Source organism: Aureibaculum algae (assembly GCF_006065315.1).
GTDB classification, from domain to species: Bacteria; Bacteroidota; Bacteroidia; order Flavobacteriales; family Flavobacteriaceae; genus Aureibaculum; species Aureibaculum algae.
Map to the genome: position 1 here is coordinate 2,025,267 of NZ_CP040749.1, position 23,605 is coordinate 2,048,871.

At 34.7% G+C, this 23,605-nt stretch carries 6 protein-coding genes; all 6 read right to left on the reverse strand.

Annotation, left to right across the window (positions count from 1 at the left end; all coding sequences use genetic code 11):
• Positions 1 to 30 precede the first annotated feature (30 nt).
• From FF125_RS21880 to FF125_RS08435, 6 genes are read right to left on the reverse strand one after another with little or no spacing between them, the layout of a single operon-like run.
• Positions 31 to 3,690, reverse strand: a complete 3,660-nt coding sequence (locus FF125_RS21880) for a sensor histidine kinase (RefSeq protein ID WP_175418890.1) — start codon at positions 3,688 to 3,690, stop codon at positions 31 to 33.
• Between the two features lie 14 nt (positions 3,691 to 3,704).
• A complete protein-coding gene (locus tag FF125_RS08415) occupies positions 3,705 to 7,364 on the reverse strand; it encodes a sensor histidine kinase (protein ID WP_175418891.1) in 3,660 nt (1,219 codons plus the stop codon).
• A gap of 14 nt (positions 7,365 to 7,378) precedes the next feature.
• The gene (locus FF125_RS21885; protein WP_250629715.1) at positions 7,379 to 9,541 is read right to left on the reverse strand and encodes an ATP-binding protein; all 2,163 of its coding nucleotides are present in this window, start codon (positions 9,539 to 9,541) and stop codon (positions 7,379 to 7,381) included.
• Entirely contained in the window at positions 9,534 to 12,020 is a 2,487-nt protein-coding gene (locus tag FF125_RS08425) for an ATP-binding protein (RefSeq protein ID WP_175418892.1), read from the reverse strand. The genes FF125_RS21885 and FF125_RS08425 overlap by 8 nt, the downstream gene beginning before the upstream one ends.
• Positions 12,021 to 12,031: 11 nt before the next feature.
• Positions 12,032 to 16,450, reverse strand: a complete 4,419-nt coding sequence (locus FF125_RS08430; protein WP_175418893.1) for a sensor histidine kinase — start codon at positions 16,448 to 16,450, stop codon at positions 12,032 to 12,034.
• A gap of 13 nt (positions 16,451 to 16,463) precedes the next feature.
• A complete protein-coding gene (locus FF125_RS08435; RefSeq protein ID WP_138949350.1) occupies positions 16,464 to 23,459 on the reverse strand; it encodes a nuclear transport factor 2 family protein in 6,996 nt (2,331 codons plus the stop codon).
• Positions 23,460 to 23,605: the final 146 nt, after the last annotated feature.

The following is a 23,605-nucleotide window of genomic DNA, read 5'->3' on the forward strand; positions in this document are numbered from 1 at the left end:
TAATCCATTAATCCCTTTAATCTGTGTTCTTTATTTTGGAATACTAATGGTAAAGGTGGTTCCTTCGCCTTCTTGGCTTTCAACCTTCAGATCGCCACCATGCGATCTTACAATATCGTAGCTCATAGACAGCCCTAATCCCGTTCCTTGTCCTGAGGGTTTGGTAGTAAAAAAGGGTTGAAAAATTTTATCTACGATTTCCTTAGGAATTCCTGAACCATTATCTTTTATTTTTATGATAACTTGATCTCCTACTTTTTTTGTGCTTATCCAAATCGTTGGATCTTTCACCGTTTTCTCAGGCATTTTGGAATTGGGGGAGATGGCATGTAATGCATTGGTAATTAAATTTAAAATTACTCTCCCCATATCTTGACCTGCTACATTAATTAAACCAATAGACTCGTCAAAATCTGTATTTAAAGTAGCATTAAAAGATTTGTCTTTAGCACGCAGTCCGTGATATGCCAGTCGTAAATATTCGTCGGCAATAGCATTGATATTCGTTGGTTCTTTTTCTCCACTGGTATTGCGACTGTGCTTTAACATTCCTTTTACAATCGAATCTGCACGCTTACCATGATGGTTTATTTTTTTCTGATTTTCTTTAATATCATTAGAAATCTCAATAGCTTCTTCTGGATTACCCGCTTTTAACTCTTCTTGCATTTCATCAATCAGTTCTACATTAATCTCAGAAAAATTATTGACGAAGTTTAATGGGTTTTGAATTTCATGGGCAATACCCGCCGTTAGTTCACCTAAACTTGCCATTTTTTCTGATTGAATCAGTTGCGATTGTGTCGCTTTTAGATCTTCAATAGAAGCTTCTAGTTCATTGGTTCGTTCTTTAACTTTTTCTTCTAAAAATTTATTTTCTCTCTTTAATTTTTTAGCCCTAAAAGCAATGTAGACTCTTAAAATACTTGCAGCTATTAGTCCAAAAATAAGATAGGCCCACCAGGTTTGCCACCAAGGCGGACTAATACGAAATGTCATTACATCTGGTGTAGACCATTGCTTATTAAAACTTCTGGAAGCTACTTTAAATGTATATTCACCAGGCTCTAAATTATAGTAATTTTTCGTTTTTGTTGCGTTTTCGGCATAGGTCCAATCTAAATCTTCGCCATCCAAAATAAAGCGATAGCTAAGTTGGTTTCTATTAAAAACATCTCCGCTGGAATAACTAAAACTTAAACTGTTTTTGTTAAAGGGTAGCACCAGGCCAATAGGAATACTATAGGGCTTTTTAATAGAATCCCATTTCATATTTTTTACGTTGGAATAGGATGAAGATTCTTTAGAAAGAGAGTCATTATCCGCTTTACGGTCAAACTTTAGATTCTCATCTAACACGAACATATTATTAATATGAACCGTACTTAAGGTACTATCTGGTTTTGGGACACTGTTCATTACTACGAGCTTGTATACATTTGCGAGATCAACAACACCTGCCCAAAACTGTCCATTTTTCAGAAATTTACTAGAGCCTGATAAATAATCATTGGCTTTAAAACCAAAGCCCCCATTATAGTTGTAAAATCCGGTGTCAGTCGTTTTTACAGACGATTTTTCAATTGGAATTAGCCCATTTGCACTTGCGGCATACATTTTATCGTCTTTTTCAACGATATCATACATTTCGTCAGGTACCAATCCGTTTTCTTCTTGTAAATTGGTAAGTGTTTTTTCTTCAAAATTTAGAACAGCAATACCGTTAAGCGTTGTTACCCATAATTCGCCTTCCTCTGAAAAGTTGACTACACCCACGTTATTATCACAGAGACCCTCTTTTGTTCCTAAATAGCTAATGGTATTGTTCTTTAGATTCACTTTTGCTAAACCTTTATTTTGCGTTGGAACCCAAAGTATTTCTGAACCATCATAAACTATTTTAATAGCAAACAAGGTTTGTAATATATTAGGATCTGTTTTAGAGATCAATTTTTTTATGCTATTATTTTCTATATCATATGTATACAAACCTGTTGAATTGTATATCATAAACTGATGTTCGTTTAATGCTGCAAATCCGGAAACTCTTAAGTTTAAATTTTCATTACCAGCATATTGGGTTATTTTATTTTGTTGTCTGTCAAAAATGATAAAACCATACCCATTTTGTATAAAATAAATATCTTTAGAAATTTCTTTTATATAATTAATCGAATTAATATCTATACCTTTTATGTGCTCCTTAGTTATTTTTTTTATGGTATTCAGTTGTGGGTCAATAATCGTAATACCGCCTCTTACTCCCACCCATAGCTCTCCTCTTGAGTTTTCTTCTATTTCCCAAACTTCATTATTTAATAATCCATTAGCTGTACTTAAATATTCTGTATGAAGGGTGTATTCATTTGCTATAACCAAACCTTTATCTAAAGTACCCATCCATAAGGATCCATCTTTTCTTTTCAAAAAACCAGTTCTTGTTGGTCCACCAATCATGGTGCTGTTCATTGCTATGGTTTTAGATTGCTTTAGGTCACGCTGTAAAACAAACATTTTATCTTCACCTGCAATCCAAAAATTGCCATGATTATCTTCTTCTATTCTATGGCCTGGTAAGTTGAATCCATTTTCTTCAGAAAGTATCTTTATTTTTTGGTCTTTTAATGATATTCGCAATACTTCAGACGCCGCATCTTGTAAACGCTCTGGTTTAGTATCCATTTGACATATCCATATAGCACCCATTTTATCCTCTTTTATATCAAAAACCATGAAGCTAGAATTAAAATTGGGAGTGCTGGGTATTTTTTTAAAGGAGGTTCGTTCCTGGTTTAATACAACCAATCCGTCTATAAACCCAAACCATAAATTATTTTCACGGTCCTCTAAAATTGAGAACGAGGAAGTACTTACATTTTCCAATTTTTGTAAATTTTTCATCGTTGCATCTATGGTATAAAATCCACCTGTGTAAGAAGCAATGTACATTGTTCCATTATGGTCACATGCTATATCTACGCCTATAAATTCTGCAACAGAAGGTTTTATTTTGTAGGCTATATCTTTTTCAAAATCTAACACATGAATGTCGTTGAATACAGTTACTAACCAAAGTCTCCCTAATTGGTCAAAAGTCATATCAACAACTCGTGGATAATCATAGGTAAAGGCATTTTCACCATCATAGCGTGTTAAGGTAGACGCTGTTGATAATGTGGAGGTGGAGCCTATCCAAATATCCCCGTCTTCCGTTTCTATTATTGAGGCTATTTCGTTGGTTATTAAACCTTCATTTACAGAGAGTTGTAGCAGGTTAGTGTTTGTGCCTTCCATAATAGCCGGGGCCTTCATTTTAGTGATGGTAGGCTTTTTAATGGTCGATTTTGTTACGGTAAAGGGTACAGAATCTAGCTTTAATTCTTGTGAAGGTACATTGTCCCAATCCAAATCGAATTCTTTCATTGGAGTTTTCAAGGGTTTGAATTGGTTCAATTCAAACGGTTTACTAGGTAAGGCGTCAACGTTTAAAGAATACGATACTGGGGTTGTTAAAGTGTCATTGGTAATGGTTTTCCATTCAAACGGCTCTGGCTCTGTAAATTTTAACGGAATAGTTTCAGGTGCTTTATAGTTACCAACAGAAGTATCGGTTTCTGATTTACTATTTTTTTGACAAGAAATGAGAAACAGGCCAAAGATTAGGCACGTAAGAAAAATATAACGCTTCATTATTAGGTTGGTTTTCATTTGGATAGGGTTGTTGTATTGGTAAATATAATAGAAAATTTTGAGCCTTCACCATCTTTGGTCTCCACTTTCAATTCACCACTATGTGCTTTTACAATATCATAACTCATACTTAAACCTAATCCGGTACCTTGTCCTGTCGGTTTAGTAGTGAAAAAAGGTTGGTATATTTTATCTAGTACGTGTTTTGGAATGCCATTACCATTGTCTTTTACAGTGATAACAATTTGGTTCTTAAGTTGTTTTGTGGAAACAGAAACCTTGGGCTCATAGTTTGCTATGCCAGATTTCTTTTTTTCATCTACAGTATAAAATGCATTGGTGATTAAATTTAAGATTACGCGACCTATATCTTGAGGTATTAGGTCTATGCGACCAATGCTGTCATCAAAATTGGTTACTAAGGTTGCATTAAAAGATTTATCTTTTGCACGGAGACCGTGATAGGCTAGGCGTAAATATTCGTCCGCCAAGGCATTGATATCCGTAGGTTCTTTAGTGCCACTACTATTTCTTGAGTGTTGCAGCATCCCCTTTACAATATTGTCTGCACGCTTACCATGATGGTTAATTTTTTCAAGATTTTGTTTAATGTTTTTAGCAATGAATTTGGCTTCTGCTAAATCCTCTTTGTCCATTTCATAATTCATTTCATCAAATAACTCAATACTAACCTCAGAAAAATTATTGACAAAGTTTAAGGGATTTTGAATTTCATGAGCTATACCTGCCGTTAGTTCCCCTAAACTTGCCATTTTTTCAGATTGAATCAGTTGCAATTGTGTGGCTTTTAGATCTTCAATAGAAGCCTCTAGCTCATTGGTTCTTTCTTTAACCTTTTCTTCTAAAAATTTATTTTCTTTCTTTAATTTTTTCGCTCTGAAAGCAATATAAATCCTTAAAATACCTGCAGCTATAAGTCCGAAAAGTAAATATGCCCACCAGGTTTGCCACCAAGGTGGACTAATACTGAAATTAAACATGTCTGGAGTAGACCATTGCTTAGTAAAACTTCTGGAGGCCACTTTAAAGGTATATTCGCCAGGTTTTAAATTGTAATAATTCTTCGTTTTTGTTTTAGTATCGGCATAGGTCCAATCTTCATCCTCACCCTCCAAGATAAAACGATAAGTTAATTGATCTCTATTAAACACATCGCTACTTGCATAGCTGAAACTTAAACTGTTTTGATCAAAGGGTAATACCAGATTTGTTGGAATATTATAGGGGTGTTTTATAGAGTCCCACTTCATATTTGTCGCATTGGCGTACGATAAAATTTTATTATTTAGAGAATCTGTTCGGACCTTATATTTAAACCCTGGATCTTCATCCCTAACGTACATTTTGCTAATATAAACGGTACTTAATGTACTATCAGGTTTTGGTGCTGCATTCATGATCAACAACCTAAATTCGTCAGAAGAATTCACAACCCCTGCCCAAAACTGCCCATTCTTGAGAAACTTACTAGATCCTGACAGGTAATCATTAGACTTAAAACCTAGCCCTCCATTAAAGGTGTAAAAACCCTTATTTGTATTTTTTGCAGTTAATTTATCAATGGGGATAAGACCATTTACGCTTGCCCCATACATGATGTCTCCTCGCTCTATCAAATCATACATTTCTGAAGGAACTAAACCATTTTCTTCTCGTAAATTGGTAAGTGTGTTTTGTTCTAAATTTAGAATGGCAATACCGTTAAGTGTCGTTACCCATAATTCATCTTCCTTAGAAAAGGAAGCTACGCCAGTATTATTATGAGAGAGGCCTTGTTTTTTGTTTAAATATCGAATGGTATTATTCTTTAGATTTACTTCTGCCAAACCACGATTGAATGTTGGAATCCAAAGTAGTTCATTGCCGTCGTAAACTAGTTCTGCACCAAACTGAGTTTTTAAAATATCAGGATCTGTCTTTGAAGTTAATTTTTTTAAGCTATTAAATTCAATATCGTATACGTACAAACCCTCTGGAGTATAGATCCAAAAGGTATGATCATCTGATTTAGCGAAGCCCAAAACTTCTAAAACTACGTTAGCATTACTGGCATATTGGGTCATTTTATTGCGTTGTCTATCATAAATTGAAAAACCAGCACCATTTTTCCAAAAGTAAGTGTCTTTTGAAATCTGTTTTAAATAATTTATGGTACTATTTCCATTACCTAAGAAATGTAATTGTTCCTTAGTTATAGATTTAATAGTATTCTTCTGAGGGTCAATAATATTAATTCCATTATTTGTACCCAACCAGAGTTCTCCACTAGAGTCTTCTTCAATATCCCAAACTTGGTCGCCTATTAAGCCAGTTGAAGTATCAAAGTATGTTGTATTTAAAGTATGCTCATTGGCTATGACCACTCCTTTGTCGGTTGTGGCGATCCAAAGTGAACCATCTTTCCTTTTTAAAGGTCTTGTTAATCGATCTCGGCCTTGTAGCTTGCTGTTCAGGTCAATCGTTTTGTAAGTATTCTTGTTTTTACTTAATACAAAGGCCTCAACATCTCCAAATATCCATAAATTACCTTCGTTATCTTCTTCTATAGATCTGCCAATTACGTTGTAACCGGTTTCTTTATTTAGGATGCTTATTTTATTATTCTTTAATGATACGCCTAGAGCGATAGGGGATTCGCTGTCGTCATTAAAGGGTACGCTCAACCAGATGTCTCCCGATTGCACCTCTTTAATATCCCAAACAGAATTATTAAATTCGTAATTCGCAATCCTATTGATGGTTTTAAGCTCCTTTCTTTCTTTATCTATGACTACTATTTTCTTATCTGCTGCGAACCAAAGGTTGTCATTACGGTCTTGTAAAAGCTTCCATGATCTAATATTGCCTTCATTATTAATTTTTTGTAAATTTTGTAGTTCAGGATCTATACGGTAAAGTTCATTTTGAAAACAGGCTATGTACAGTGTTCCAGTATAATCACAAACAACGTCTAATCCCTGAATTTGGCCATTATTAGGAAGTATCGTATACGCAATATCTTTCTTAAAATCTAATACCGTAACTACTCGAGCCCCTGGCCTCATTAACCAAAGTCTCCCTTGTTGATCAAAGGTCATTGCATAAACATTAGGATAGTCATAGGTAAACGTATTTTCTCCATCATAACGCATCAAAGATGACTGGGCAGTACCAATCCAAATAGCCCCGTCTTTTGTTTCTAAAAAGGACGTGATATCATTATTAACGAACCCTTCATTTACAGATAGTTGGAGTAGGTTGGCATTGGTGCCGTCCATAATGCCCGGCTGTTTCATTTTAGTAATCTTCGGTCTTTTTATAGGAGCTGTTGTAACCGTAAACGCAACCGAATCAAATTTCACTGGTGCTGTTGGAAAATTATCCCAATCCAAATCATATTCCTTCATAGGAGTTTCCAATGGTTTAAATTGGTTCAATTCAAACGGTTTACTGGGTAAGGCATCCACGTTTAAAGAATAAGTCACCGGAGTTGTTAACGAGTCATTTGTTACGGTTTCCCATTCAAACGGCTCTGACTCTGTAAATTTTAACGGAATAGTTTCAGGTGCTTTATAGTCACCAATAGTGGTGTCCGTTTCTGATTTGCTATTTTTTTGACATGAAATTACAACTAGGCCAAAGACCAGGCACATAAGAAAAATATATCGTTTCATTATTAGGTTGGTTTTCATTTGTATGGGGGTGTTGTATTATTAAATATTATAGAAAATTTTGAGCCTTCACCATCTTTGGTCTCCACTTTCAATTCGCCTCCATGAGCAACTACAATATCATAACTCATACTTAAACCTAATCCGGTACCTTGCCCTGTCGGTTTAGTGGTGAAAAAAGGTTGGTATATTTTCTTTAGTACGTGTTTTGGAATGCCATTACCATTGTCTTTTACAGTGATAACAACTTGGTTTTTAAGTTGTTTTGTGGAAACAGAAACCGTGGGCTCATAATTTCCAATTCCAGATTTCTTTTTTTCATCCACAGTATAAAAGGCATTGGTAATTAAATTTAAGATTACGCGACCTATATCTTGAGGAATTAGGTCTATATCGCCAATACTGTCATCAAAATCTGTTTCTAAAGTAGCATTAAAAGTTTTGTCTTTTGCACGGAGACCGTGATAGGCCAAACGTAAATATTCGTCAGCGAGTTTATTGACATCTGTGGGTTCTTTGATAGCCGTGCTACTTCGGCTATGTTGTAGCATTCCTTTTACAATGCCATCTGCACGTTTACCATGGTGGTTTATTTTTTCAAGGTTTTCTTTGATGTCTTTGGCGATAAATTTGGCCTCTTCTAAATCGCCCTTTTCTAGTTCTTCGTTCATTTCATCAACTAACTCTGAACTCACTTCAGAGAAATTATTGACAAAGTTTAAGGGATTTTGAATTTCATGAGCAATACCAGCTGTCAATTCTCCTAAACTTGCCATTTTTTCGGATTGTATTAATTGTGATTGTGTGGCTTTTAAATCTTCTAAAGATTGATTTAATTCTGAAGTACGTTCCGTTACTTGAGTTTCTAAAGTTTCATTTTGTGAAGCAATTAGCGAACTCTTTTCAGCTTCGACTTTTACAAGTTCCATTGCATTCTGCTGAATATCTAAATTCTTCTCTCTCATGCGATAGGCTACATATGATAACATGCCTAAATAGAGAATAGCCTTACCAATCAAGTCAGAATTAACCATGATTAACCTTAAACTAAAATCATCAGTTAAATTGGATTGTCTAAATATCAATCCAGTAACAGTTAAGATATAAGATAATGTTAAACTGTACATAAGAACCCTAACAGACATTGCTCTCTTCTTAGATTTGATAGATAAAAAGAGTAAGAAAATGCCAATTCCAATTGCCACGAATAGATAATATAGAGGATGGAAGAGAATAAATGGCATTATTAAACTAACCAGAATGAGCCACTTTGGAAGTTTACCGTAGTAGATTCTGTATGCAAATAAAAGGCAGAATAAGAAAAAATAGATACTTAAATAACCTCTAATATAATAAAGTATTATCATGTAATTAGATGGTAGTGTAAAGAATAAACTGTCCGCACCATTGAAAGCCACGCTAATGTTAAAGAGTAACATCATAGTAGAAAAAAGAGCTATAATGCGTAACTCACGTTCCTTTCTAATCAGAAAATAAAGAAGCCAAAAAAGGATGAAGAAAATAAAAGAACTTATTAAGTTGAATAAAACTCTATAACCCAAAAAGCTCATATAGTTAAAATAGCCATTGGTTACAATTCTAGTAGAGCCTAATGGAAGGTTTTTTGCAACACCACCATAGGTGCTATAGTCTACATAGTGAATGACCAATGTGTGTACAGAATCAGGTTCTAAAAAAATAGGTGTTCGAATCTCGAAATTTTGAATGTGTTCTTTGAATGATGCTCTGTCTTTCCCAGTTTTACCAAATTGGCGGAATAATTTACCATTTAAATAAATGTCTTCTGCAGCATGATCTTCTTTATCTAAGTAGAGTGGAAGGTTTGCGATAGCACTATCAACGGTAAATTGTAACCTAAACCAACCTTCAAATTTACCAGAACTATCTGCCATATCATTTGATATCTGCGAAGGGCTTAAACGTTCCCAACCCCTTAAATCAATAGTTGTAGATGACCAATCTTGCTTATTTCCAGCTTTAAAAATCCAACCAGCCCTACTTTTTAAGGGTAAGCCAAAAAGTGGATCTAAATCAGCTTTTGTAAAATGCATAATCGTATCAAGAGCCAATCCATTTTTGTCTTGCATGTATTCTTGTCCATTCGATATTTGTAGAATACTGAAAAATAGAATAATTGAAATAAGTGCTTGTTTAATCATTGTTTTTTAAGTTAATAGTAAATAATGTGCCTTCACCTTCTTTGGTTTCAACTTTTAATTCCCCTCCATGGGCAACAACAATATCATAACTCATACTCAGACCCAATCCAGTGCCTTGCCCTGTGGGTTTGGTGGTGAAAAAAGGCTGATAAATTTTGTCTAGTATCTGTTTCGGAATACCATTACCATTGTCCTTAACAGTTATAATAATTTGGTCTTTGAGTTGTTTCGTAGAAACGGAAACCGTGGGGTCATAATTTTTAATACCTGATTTCTTTTTTTCATCTACTGCATAAAATCCATTGGTTATTAAATTTAAAATTACCCTCCCAATATCCTGAGCTATTACCTGTACTTTTTCTAAATTCTCATCAAAATTAGTTTCCATTTTCGCATTAAAGGATTTGTCTTTAGCCCGTAAACCATGATAAGCCAGTCGTAAATATTCATCTGTCAAGGCATTAATATCTGTAGGTTCTTTTGTTCCATTACTACTGCGGCTGTGCTGCAACATACTTTTTACGATAGCATCTGCACGTTTACCATGATGGTTTATTTTCTCAAGATTTTGCTTAATGTCTTTGGCTATATCTTTTGCTTCTTCAAATTCTCCTTTTTCAATTTCTTCGTTCATTTCATCAATGAGCTCGTTACTTACTTCAGAGAAATTATTTACAAAGTTTAACGGGTTTTGAATTTCATGTGCTATACCAGCAGTTAGCTCTCCTAAACTTGCCATCTTTTCGGATTGTATCAATTGCGATTGTGTGGCTTCTAATTTTTTCAATGTCGTTTGGATTTCTTCTTTTTGTTTACTGAGAATTTTATTTGCTTTTTGTTTGTTTTTGTTATTTCTAAAAAGGATAAAACTTAGTAATAAGGCTGATAAAAGTGCTCCAGTAATGCTAAAGATCCAAATTTTTTGAACTTTATTAGCTTGATCTGCCAACAGGTTTTCTTGTTCTGCTACATCAATTTTTCGTTGACTTTTTTCTAGAATATCATTTATTTCAGCATCTGCCAGTCGATTGGCTGCATCTAATTTGTCATTTTCAGCTCTAATTTCTTCATATCTTTTGAGGTATTGAAACGCTTTATCATTTTGCCCAAGTTTTTCATATATTTCAGATAACATCAAACTTATTTCGCTTTCTACTTTTGTTCTGGGTAAGTTTGTTTCCTTTTCCATTTGTAAGCCAAGTAATGCATGTTCTAATGCCTTTTTGTAATCTCCCATTTGCTGATAGCATTCAGCAGTATACATGGCCATAAAAGGATTTCCATTTTTTTTACCCAATTCCATATAACTTGCCAATGCTTTTTGTAAATAGGGGATAGCCGCTGAATATTGTTTTCCATCTTTTAGTATTTGACCCTCAAGACTATATTGGCGAGCCAGATAATATTCTTTTATCTGTTCGTTGGCTACCTGAAGGGACAGTGCCATATATTCACGTGCTTTGTCATAATTTTTTATGTAGTAATTTGAGAAAGAAGCTTGGCTATAGATATCGAATATGTTATCAGTATCATTTTGTTGTTTTAAGAGCGTGATTAATTTTTCATAGATGACAGCTGCCTTATCGTACATTACAATATTTCTATATGCAGTTCCTATATTTTCATAGGTATCAGCGAGCATGCTAACATCACCATTTTGCTCAAATATTGAAATACTTTTTAGGTAGTATTCTATTGCAAGTCCATATCTGCCAGAACCACTATATCCATTGGCCATAGCTGCTGTGATTAATCCATATGTGCTTTCATTTTTATTTTGGGTAATAAATTCAACTAATTCTGTTTCCAATTTTTTAATATCATCTTCCTGTTCCAAGCTTTTCAAACTATACATTTTATCTGAAGAAGTTTGAAAGGCAGGATAGGTTTGCCCCAAATCCTTATAGAGCGTAATAGCTTTCTCCTGATTATGTAACGCTTCCTCAAAATTGCCAATCCTATAATTGAAATAGCCAATGTTCGACAAAATAGAGGCTTGTATTTCTTTGTCATCAAGATTTTCGAAGTAGTGCAGTAAATCAGTAGATTTACGTTTTAGATGTTCCCAATCATTCCCCAAGTTATAATCTTTGTTTTGAAGCGATACATAATATTTTCCTAATTGTTGGTCAGGGGTTTTTGATAGCCATTCGGCCTGTTTCCGATAATAATTTGCCAAATCGCCAGAGCCAAAGTATTCCGATAAGGTGAGGTAATACATAATTTCGCCCCCTTTGAAATTTAGTTGTTCGGAAAGTAACCGTGCTTCGCGTGTTGTGATAAAGCCTTGTTTGTGTTCTAAACTGTGAAAGCATGATCTAGCATATTCATTTAAGAGTCGTACTTTTTCTTGGTCATTTTGGGGATGAGATTCCACAAGATTTTGTAAACTGTCAATCTTAGCCAAATGGATCGGCTGAATATCCTGAGCACTGCTTGTTGCAATTGTAAAGCAAATCAGTATTAATTTCAATATCATTTGACGTATTTTCATATGGTATTGGTGATTGTATTGTTAAATATAATAGAAAATTTTGAGCCTTCACCTTCTTTGGTTTCAACTTTTAATTCCCCTCCATGGGCAACAACAATATCATAACTCATACTCAGACCCAATCCAGTGCCTTGCCCTGTGGGTTTGGTGGTGAAAAAAGGCTGATAAATTTTGTCTAGTATCTGTTTCGGAATACCATTACCATTGTCTTTAACAGTTATAATAATTTGGTCTTTGAGTTGTTTCGTAGAAACGGAAACCGTGGGGTCATAATTTTTAATACCTGATTTCTTTTTTTCATCTACTGCATAAAATCCATTGGTTATTAAATTTAAAATTACCCTCCCAATATCCTGAGCTATTACCTGTACTTTTTCTAATTTCTCATCAAAATTAGTTTCCATTTTCGCATTAAAGGATTTGTCTTTAGCCCGTAAACCATGATAAGCCAGTCGTAAATATTCATCTGTCAAGGCATTAATATCTGTAGGCTCTTTTGTTCCATTACTACTGCGACTGTGCTGCAACATACTCTTTACGATAGCATCTGCACGTCTACCATGATGGTTTATTTTCTCAAGATTTTGCTTAATGTCTTTGGCTATATCTTTAGCTTCTTCAAATTCTCCTTTTTCAATTTCTTCGTTCATTTCATCAATGAGCTCGTTACTTACTTCAGAGAAATTATTTACAAAGTTTAACGGGTTTTGAATTTCATGTGCTATACCAGCAGTTAACTCTCCTAAACTTGCCATTTTTTCGGATTGTATCAATTGCGATTGTGTAGCTTTTAACGCAGTGTAAGCATCCGCATTATCAAGGGCAATGGCGGTATAAGACGCTAAATTTTGTAACAGATTTAGATGGTAGTTTGTATAGGCGTTTTTCTCAAAACTTTGGATCGTAATTACCCCAAGTACCCGTTTTTTAGAGATTAAGGGTAAATAGATGATAGACGTGGGTTCCTCGGTTTTGGTTCCGTCATTAAAAACGGTTTCAGGTTCCTTATAGTGTTCAATATAATTGTTATACTCGGTTTGTACATCATTAATAAAGACGGGTTTTTGGTTTTCAATACACCATACTGGAAATTGATTTTTATCAGTGGTATCCCTAAAGTAGACTGGATAAGCCTTTCCTTTTTCCATAGCCATACGATACTCTATTTTATTATTTTCAGGATGATAAATTCCTACTCCAAAAATAGAGGCATCCGCTAACTGATTAACATGCTCGTATAATTTGTGAAAAATATCATCTAAGTCTAGTGAGGACGTTATGTTTTTACCGATTTCGCTCAACATTTCCACATTTTTTTTCCGTTCGTTCTCGGCCTGCAAGGCTTTGGCATCCGATTCTGCAGCCTCGGTTCGGAGTTCCATTTCTCGAAGGTGGGAACGTTGTCTTTCTTTTAAGATTAATTTTCTACGTTGCAATCGATGAACAGCATAAAATATTGATCCTATTAAAATAGCATATAAAGCATAGGCCCACCAAGTTTTATACCAAGGAGACTCAATGCTAATAAATATTGATTTTCCTTCTTCATTCCATACACCATAGGCATTAGAGGCACGAATAATAAATTCATAATCGCCTGGGTCAAGATTGGTATATGACGCGTAGTTTCGATTGTCATAAATCCAATCGTTATCATAGCCTTTAAGCATATGTGCATATTGATTTTTTTTAGGATTGGCATAATGTAAGGCTGCAAATTCAAAACTTAAATTATTTTGATCATGTCTCATTGTTATGGTATCGGTAGTGAGCAAATTAGTTTTAAGTGGGGAAGCTTCGCCCATATCATAAACCGATTGATTAGAAATAAAAAGATTGGATAAAATCAAATTTGGAGGAACATCATTCGTTTTTATTTTACTAACGGCATTTAGGCCATGTTCGCCACCAAAGTAAAACCTACCTTCTGGTGTTACAATACCTGCTTGCGATATAAAGGCATCGCCACCGAGTCCATCTTCTGAACTATAGTTTATAAAAGTGACTTTACCCATTGTTTTACTAGTGACCATTTGTGACAATCCGTTTTGGGTCGAAATCCACATTTCGCCATTCTTTCCAATAACTACGGATTCTAATAAATTTGTGGGTAAGCCATCGGTTTCATCATAATGTGTAAAAATTTCAGTAGTAGGGTCTAATTTGTTTAAACCCGCGTCCGTAGCAAGCCAAACAAATCCATTTTTATCGATATCAATATCAAAGATAGTATTACTACTTATGGCATTTTCAGTATTAGAATCCGTTCGGTATGATTTGACGGTGTTGTCTTTTAAGCTAATTTTATTAAGTCCACCTGAATTTGTCCCTATCCAAAGAAAGTCATCTGTAAGTTTCATACAAAGAATATTGCTACCGTTGATAACCATTTGGCCCGAATCCTTCTTTAAAAGAGTTTCAACCAACGTTTTGTCAGCAGTATTTAAATGGATAAAAATTGCACCGTATAATTCAGTTTTAGTTGGTGCATCTTCATTCCAAACACCGAAGCTATGGCTATCATCAGAATGGTAGTTAAGTTCATAAGTACCAGGTTCTAGTTCAATTTGTTGTATTTCAATTCTGTTTTTTATAGAACCACCTGCATATTTAGTACTATGAAAATTATTTGAAATCCACACTGTATCTTTAGCGGCATTTAGTAAAAAACCGTAATCAGCCATACTCATTATATCTCCTTCGCCTATAGAGGCGATAAGGTAACTACCAGCTTCGGTTACATTAAAAGATTGACTAAGATTTTGATCATCGGTTACCGCTAAAAATTTGGCAACGGCTTTATCAGTTTTGCTCCAGTTATTAATATTTTCAAAAAGTTCGTTAGGATAGCTTTGTGTGCTTTTACTGATAATCCGCGTAAAAAGACCTTTTTTAGTATCAAAATAATTCAATCCATTATTGGTACCTACCCATAAGTTGTTTTTTGCATCTGTTTTTAAAACTCGAACCTGATCGTTTGAAATACTATTGTCATCTTTATCGTCATAAACAAATCGTCTTTTTTCGTTCCAATTTTTATCTAATTCAATAAGGCCATCGCCCCAAGAACCCAAATAAACAGTACCATCAGAAAGCTCGCCGATACTGCGGACAGCACCACCATACGTATCGTTTATTGCTTTGTATTTTACTTGTTTGAAGGTTTGATTCTTTGCATTAAAAATATTTAGACCTTCACCTCTGGTACCAACATAGAGGATGTTCGGATTTATTTTAGAAGAAAGTAACCCAAAAACACCATTCATACTGATGCTTTGATCATTACCTTGCTGATGGGTGTAGTGTATAAAAGGTTTACTTTCAGGGTTGTATGTTAAAATTCCTTTGTTAATACTGCCCATCCAAAAAATTCCACTTTTATCAATTATAAAATGTGAAAAAGTGACACTCATTCCTATTCCTTTGGCTTCATATACCCCGTTTATCGGAGTAACATGAAATTCATCTGAAATACCATTAAACTTTAAGATACCACGATAGTTATTGGCTATCCAAATATTACCCTCATTATCTTGCATAATATCATTCAAATGATTCCAAAGATTAACTTGATTTTCACTATACGTTTTTAGGGTTTTTAACTTATTTTTTTTCGGATCATACTTGTAAACTCCATTTCTAGCTGTTATCCAAACGATGTTATCGCTATCAACAAATAAGGCAGTAATACCATTTTCATTACTAGTAAAATCAACCGTTTCAGTATCTTCAAAAATGATAGGTTTAAATTTGGTTTCATTTTTAGCACGATGCATTAAACCGTAGGTAAAGGAACCAGTCCAATGTCCTCCATTGTCATCTTCAGTTATTGCAAAGACAATATTATAGGTTACAAGATCTTCAGATGCATTAGGTGTATTATATTCGGCGGGTTTCCATGTATCATTATCTATATCATAATAGACAAGTTCTGCTGATCTTGTTGCTGCCCATATCGTTTTTTGAGAATCAATATAGATATTAACAACGGCACTAATTCCTGGAGGGAGGTTAAATAGTGTAGTAAAATTGTAGTTTGTAAAGGTTTTTTTAACCCTATCTAATTTAGAAATACCATTATCAGTCCCTATCCAAAGATTATGTTGGTCATCTTCAACAATACTCCAAAGATTATTGTTTGCCAAACTATTGGGTTTTCCCGGGATATTTTTAAAAGTTTCATAAGTATAACCGTCATATTTTTGCAAGCCATTACTAGTAGCAATCCAAATCAATCCAAAGCTATCCTGGAAAACATCTTTTACAGAGGGAGAACTTAAGCCATCACCAATGGAAATATAGTCGGGGTCAATTTGTTGGGCTTGTAATTTGGACCAAGGAAATAAAATTACAAGAAATAGACCTAAGACTAGAAGAACAAGGCTTCGCTTTTGTATAGATTGATTTGTTTTCATTACTTTATGGTTGTTATAATGTGAGTAAAATTGAAAATTGAGAACCTTCTCCTTCATTGGTTTCTACTTTTAATTCACCATTATGTGCTTTAACGATGTCGTAACTCATACTGAGGCCTAATCCGGTACCTTGACCGGTGGGTTTGGTGGTGAAAAAGGGTTGATAAATTTTGTTGAGTATGTGCTTTGGTATTCCATTGCCGTTGTCTTCAATCCTAATTTCTAATTGTTTATTTATTTTTTTTGTGCTTATGGAAACCTTAGGGTTGAAACTTTGGTCTGCTTGTTTCTTTTCATTTACAGCATAAAATGCATTGGTAATTATATTTAACATTACCCTTCCTATATCTTGAGGAATTATCTGTATTGTTTTAATAGTAGTGTCGAAATCAGTTACTAAATCGGCATTAAATGATTTGTCTTTGGCACGCAAACCATGATATGCCAGTCTTAAATATTCATCTGCCAAGGCATTGATGTCCGTGGGTACTTTTTGCCCACTACTGCTGCGACTGTGTTGTAACATTCCTTTTACGATACCATCTGCACGTTTACCATGATGGTTTATTTTTTCAAGGTTTTCTTTAATATCTTTGGCTATGAATTTAGCTTCTTCTAAATCTCCTTTTTCAATTTCTTCGTTCATTTCATCAATTAATTCACCACTAACTTCAGAAAAATTATTTACAAAATTTAAAGGGTTTTGAATTTCATGGGCAATTCCAGCCGTTAACTCTCCTAAACTTGCCATTTTTTCAGATTGAATTAATTGCTTTTGCGTTGCTTTTAAATCTGAGAGTGTTTTTTCTAATCGTTTCTTTTCGTTAAGCAGTGCTAGCGATTGCTCTTCTTTTACCTGTAAATCCATAAAACGGATGTAGGCTTGTTCAAATACCTTGGCAAAACGTTTTAATATTTCTGCATCTTTTTCCGAAGGGATGGCTCCTGTAAGTGAAGGGATTAGAATGGCAGAATTTTTTGACCAAGCAGCCGAAAGATTATGCTTATCAGCTTTAAGTACGTGCTGTTTATAGTCCTCTGGCATGTGCTTATAATCACTATGCTCAAAGGCTTGTTTAAAGAAATCATTTTTCGCTTCTACAGGAAATTCTTTATAGAAAAAGGCATCACCTCTAGTTTTAGATTCCCATGCATCACTAAAAATTGGATTATCAAAATAAGGTACTAAATATCTTCCGGAAGTTGAAAAGTCTTCTACAGCAATCCAATGCACAACATCTTTGTTATCTGGAAAATAGGTGCAAAGTATCACACCTCCTGCATCGAATATAACGCCTAATTCATGTAGTTTTTCTGCTACTACAGCAACCACTTCTTGTAATTCATCAGGCTTATGCATTGCCAATGAACGCGAACGTACTTTTTCCAACGCTGTTTCAATTTGTGCTTCCCTTGTTTGTGCTTCTGCATTTTGAAGATCGAGAAAACGGGTATAAGATTGCTCGAAAACTTGCCCAAAACGTGCAATAATTTTGTTTTCACCTTCTGAATAGGGTATCGATGCATAATTAGCAAGAATCAATATGATATTGGGGTTGATTGCAATAGATCTTGCCATGCCGCGACTCGTCACAATCTCATTCTCTTCTTTTGAAAATATTTTAGAGCCACCATGTTTAAGCAAATATTCGTGCCATTGCTTGTGTTCTTTTATAGAAAGAATATCCGTGTGAAATGCAATTGATTGTTTTTGAGCTGCTCTCACGTTAATCATAACAGGGATATCTACATAAGGAATTTTAAACAGCATAGGTTTCGATTTGCCTTTTGCGGAAACCCAAAATTTATAATCATGACTTAGATCATTATTGGCAAAACTCACGTGTGCAAATCTGAAATCTAATACTTGTAATTGTTCAGAAATCACGGAAATTACATCTAACAGCTCTTCACTTTTGTGCATGGCCATACTCCTTGAACGCACACGTTCTAAAGCAGCTTCAATTTGAGCTTCTCTAGTTTGTGCCTCAGCTTTTAATAAATCTTCGAAACGTTTGTAAGCCAAATCAAATGCAGCTCCCATTTTGGTTAAAATGGTTTCCATCTCTTTTGAAGGTGTATTTAATAAATCAATTACTAATTTGCCATTATTCAGTTTTTTTACAGCATGGTGTAAACGTTTTAATTTTGTGGATTCAGTATATTCTTCAACTTCATCGGCGATGGTTTGTTTATTATTTTCTCGTAACCATGCTACAATTCTTTTTAAGTCTTTTTCATCTTGAACTTCCAAAAAGTAGTTTTCAGGATTTTCCCAAACACGTTTTATATAGAGATTTGGGTCTTTTTTCTTAAGTTTAAAAGTAATGTCAAATGGTATTTCGTAACCATTATTATCTTCTTCAAGTGTGGAAAGATCCCACATTCTTACATTATCTTCACCTTCATTTAGAAAAATAGTTGCTGCAATAACATCTGGAATGTCCAAATCCATTACTTCATCTTTAAGTTTGGCAACTACTTTCATAATCTCTTCCGATTTATGCATCGCCAAGGCTTTGGCTCTAACACGTTCTACAGCTAAATTTATTTGTGCCTCTCTCGCTTGTGCCTCTGCTTTTTTAAGATCAAGAAAACGAGTGTACGTACGTTGAAACTCCTTGGAGAAACGACTTAAAATATTTTTTTCATCTTCATCAAGTTCTCGTTTAATCATAATGCCAAAGCAACCATAATCCATATAGGCATCGATATAGTACAATCCGTCTGGAAATAATTCTGGTTTAAATTTATCAACGCCATTGAGTAATTCAGACCACGTGTTAAAATAGTCTTCCACTTTATCTGGCTTTACAGTATTAACGTGTACAGTTTCTCCGCTTTCCCAAGCTACATAACATGCATCAATAGAAGGTTCTTTTTTATCTAATGGAAAAGTAACCGCTTTATTCTTGTAAATGGTTTTTCTGTTATTGGTTTCATTCCATGTTGCCCAAAATAGATGATTTTGTTCCGTTTCGTCGGGCAGCCATAAGTAGGAAAATTCGGAGTCAATTCCTAGTAATTGCAGTTGTTCATGAAATACTTGCGTTGTTGTATTGAGTTCATCAGAATGTTGCATGAGCATACTTTGCGTCCGTGTACGTTCTAATGCCGCTTCTATTTGAGCTTCTCTGGTTTGTGCTTCTGCTTTTTGCAAATCAAGGAAACGAGTATAGGTTTGCTGAAACACTTTTGTAAAGCGTAACATGACTTCAACTTGTGTGTTAGTTAGTTTTTTACCACCAATAATTAATAAATAACCTTCCTTAAAGTTAAAGGAATGGATGACGATTTCTTTTGGTGATATTGCAACCAGTTCTTTTGCGGAAAATGGAAAATTGATGCCTTTTTCTGCCACAAAAGTTTGGTGTGCAATGGTTTCTTTTCGGGTCAATTCAATAACGCACAAAGGAGCTTTCTTTTTCCATTCAGCCACAATTTTTTGCATTTGGGGTGTTTGTTTGTGTGGAATGCCAATGGCTTGTTCTAAAATTTTTCCAGTGGAAGGATTTGGTGTATAATTCCAACCAATGTCTTCCAAAGCATCCATTAAAACGTAACCACTCGTAAAACAATCAATACCTAATTTTGTAATTTCATTCCATAGCAATTCACCCGCTTCTAAAAGTTCGCCACTATTTTGCATGGCCATGGTACGTGCACGAATTCTTTCTAATGCCAATTCAATTTCTGATTCTCTGGCTTGTTGTTCGGCTTTTTGTAGGTCGAGAAAACGTGTGTAGGTTTGTTCGAAGACGTTGGCGAATCGTGGAAGAATTTCTTCGTTTTCATACGTTTCGGTAGTAATGACCAATAAGTATCCATATTTAAAATAGGCAGCGTGCCACTTTTGCCATTCAGGAAATGCAATACCATCATCTAAAATACCTTGAAAAATAGGTTGTAAATCTGGAACAGAGAGCATATAGTTATAATGTGCTTTAAGTTCCTTACCACCTTTTTCAATTGAAAGTAATTCTAGGTTTTTTTTCCAACCGAGATACATTTTTTTATGGGTTGGGTCTACCGTATTTGAAACTTTAAGATAGGGCATTATGCCTTTTTCATTAGCAAGCCAATATTCATCCGTATCAGAATCCGTTTTACAGAAACCAAATCCGGTACCCCAAAGGTTACCTCCTAAACTTTTTAGTTGTTGGAAAAGAATAAAAGCGACATCACCAATTTCTTCACTTTTTTGCATGGCCATGGTTCTAGCTCTTATTCTTTCTAGTGCGAGTTCAATTTCTGATTCTCTAGCTTGTGCTTCCGCTTTTTGTAAGTCTAAAAAACGTGTATAGGCTTGTTCGAATACTTTTCCAAACCGTTTGAAAATCATTTCTTCTTCAGCAAAAAATTCTGTAAGATTATATCGTTGAAAAATTAAAATAGAGTTTTTAAAGATTACTGAAGATCTTGTTAATCCAGAGGAATCATATATAAATTTTTGTCTTTCCTCCGTAGTTTTTCGAAAATCGGAATTCTTGAATAATAATCGAAAAAATTTATTTTTATCAGCTTTAGAATATTGCTCAGTATAAAAATCAATTCCATTTTTCCAAGAGTTATGGAATATTTTTCTCATCGGATGATCAAAATATGGGACATCAAAACGTTCTAAATAATCTTGTCCCTTTGCACCAAACCAAACATTGACACTTTTTTCAGGATTGTCAAAGTCAGTTAAAATTTGCGTACCATGAATTTCAATACCCAATCCATTTAATTCCTCATCTAAAATATGAACTACTTGTGCTAACTCTTCACTTTTCTGCATACCTATGCTTCTCGATCTTACCCTTTCTAATGCGGCTTCAATCTGTGCTTCTTTAGCTTGTGCTTCCGCTTTTTGTAAGTCTAAAAAACGGGTGTAGGTTTGTTCAAAAACGTTGGCAAAACGTTTGAAAATGTCGTGAGCATTTGGAACATGTTCTCGTGTTATAAATAACAAATAACCATATTTGAAATAGACTACATGGTCAATTTGATAGGTTGGAAAGCCATTATTTGTTTTCTTCAAAATTTGTAACACATCTCCTATAACAGGAAGCGTACTCATATACTCATAATGAGCCGTACATTCCTCCCCAGAAAATTCTTGTATTACAAGTGATTCTCCCTGTTCACCTTTTTGGTAATACTCTTTAAATATGCCTTCTCGTGGCACTGTATAGGTATGTAAAACACCCGCTTCATTACCAAACCATTCTGTAGATTCGTTTTCTCCATAAATATGAAAAGCACAGCCCCAAGTTTGAATACCTAACCCTCTTACTTGTTCATCTAATAAGAAGGAGGCTTCTTGTAATTCGTCACTATGTTGCATGGCCATGGTTCTACTTCGCACTTTTTCTAATGCCAATTCAATTTCAGATTCTCTGGCTTGTGCCTCTGCTTTTTGAAGATCGAGAAAACGGGTATAAGTTTGGTTAAAAACTTTGGCGAAACGTATAAAAATATCTTGTGCCTCTGGAACAGATTCATGTGTAATAAACATGAGGTAACCTTGTGAAAAATAGGCACAATGTATAATTTGAAAAGATGGAAACGAAAGTCCAGCTTTAGCCAATGCTTTCACTTCAGGAATTGATAGCATATACTTATAATGGTCTTCTAGTTCCTTACCTTTTTGTTCTAAAACAAATAAAGCGTCACCTCTTTTTTCTGCTTCGTGAAAAAGAAGATACACGTCTTCATTAGAATTTGTTTTAAAAGGAGGCTGAAGTCGATTTTTACCTGCCATCCAAGCAGTAGCAAATTTCTTGTCGTCATCCCAGATATTAAAACCACAGGCGAAGGAATTTATTCCTAATTCTTCCACTTGTTGGAATAGAAGCATAGCAGTATCTCTTAATTCATCACTTCGCTGCATACCCATTGTACGACTTCTTACTTTTTCTAAAGCCAGTTCAATTTGGGTTTCTCTAGCTTGCTTTTCTGCTTTTTGCAGGTCAAAGAAACGTCTATGTGCTAAGTCAAAAGCACCAGAAAATTGTATTAAAATATCTAAATCTTCGGAAGGAGGATTTTTAATAACTCCAGGCAAAGAGTAACCAATTTCTCCGTGAGTGGTCCTTGCCATGATAAAGGTTAATCCACCGATATTCCTAATATCGTCATGACTCGGTGCTTGGGGATCAATATTCTTAAAATCACCAAGTGCAACCATTTTATCTACATAATCAATAGCTTCTGCAACATTCATGGCGTACACAACAGTTGGTTTTGTACTCTTTTCCCATTTCGCTAACAAAGGAATATCACCATGAATATGTCTAGGTAACTCCATTACAAATCCAATTTTGGTACCATCACCAGAGGTCATGGCTTTTTCATACGTTTTGGGTAACCACATCATGTGCCAGAAGTAATGAGCTTGGTGACCCAATTTGGTAAATTCATTTCGCATGGACACTACAATGTCGAGTAAGTCTGACGATTGTTGCATGGAAACAGCTTGGGCTCTAATCCGTTCTAAAGCTCCTTCGATTTCTAATTCTCGGTTTTTCGTTTCAAGTTCGATGGTACCTCTTTTTATGGCTTCACGGAGTTGTAAGTTTTCAGCACTTATCTGATCAAAACCAATGCTTTCACCTTCTTGTGTTTTAGAATCTGTGGTAGAAAAATGTTGATAAATAAAACGCCAACCTTCTCTCTTATTTTCTAAAGCTGATGTAAAGCGGAATCGTCCATAATAGGCCCAATCGGTTCCATTTATAAACCAAGCGTCAAAGAGGTGTGTAATAAAAATAAGTTCGCCAAATTTTTCTATGGTTAGTCTTTCATTCCTTAAATCACATTTACCAGCGAATTGTTCGGCCGTATCTGCAAAAAAATGAGTCGTGTCTTTTCTGTTTAAAAATTCTTCATTATGAGTAGACCCAATGAAATGATATTCATCGTCAAAGTAAGAATCATAAGTGGTAACATCACCATTCAGATAGCTGTTTAGCCAAGTGTCGTACACTTTTCTTATTTCATTTTCTTCTGTTTTTTTTAATTTCATGCTTTTAGGACGGCTCTTAGTAGGTTATATGTTTTATTTAATAGTTTCTACATTTATTTTAAGGGTTTTGATCATTTTTCAATCCTTTATTTAGGTTGGGCTGCTTTTATGTTCCACCAACTGCCCTTAATACAGTTGTGAGATTT

Coding starts and splice junctions, on each gene's coding strand:
- FF125_RS08435 (WP_138949350.1), bottom strand. CDS start 23,459: ATGAAATTAAAAAAAACAGAAGAAAATGAAATAAGAAAAGTGTACGAC.
- FF125_RS21885 (WP_250629715.1), bottom strand. CDS start 9,541: ATGATTAAACAAGCACTTATTTCAATTATTCTATTTTTCAGTATTCTA.
- FF125_RS08415 (WP_175418891.1), bottom strand. CDS start 7,364: ATGAAACGATATATTTTTCTTATGTGCCTGGTCTTTGGCCTAGTTGTA.
- FF125_RS21880 (WP_175418890.1), bottom strand. CDS start 3,690: ATGAAGCGTTATATTTTTCTTACGTGCCTAATCTTTGGCCTGTTTCTC.
- FF125_RS08430 (WP_175418893.1), bottom strand. CDS start 16,450: ATGAAAACAAATCAATCTATACAAAAGCGAAGCCTTGTTCTTCTAGTC.
- FF125_RS08425 (WP_175418892.1), bottom strand. CDS start 12,020: ATGATATTGAAATTAATACTGATTTGCTTTACAATTGCAACAAGCAGT.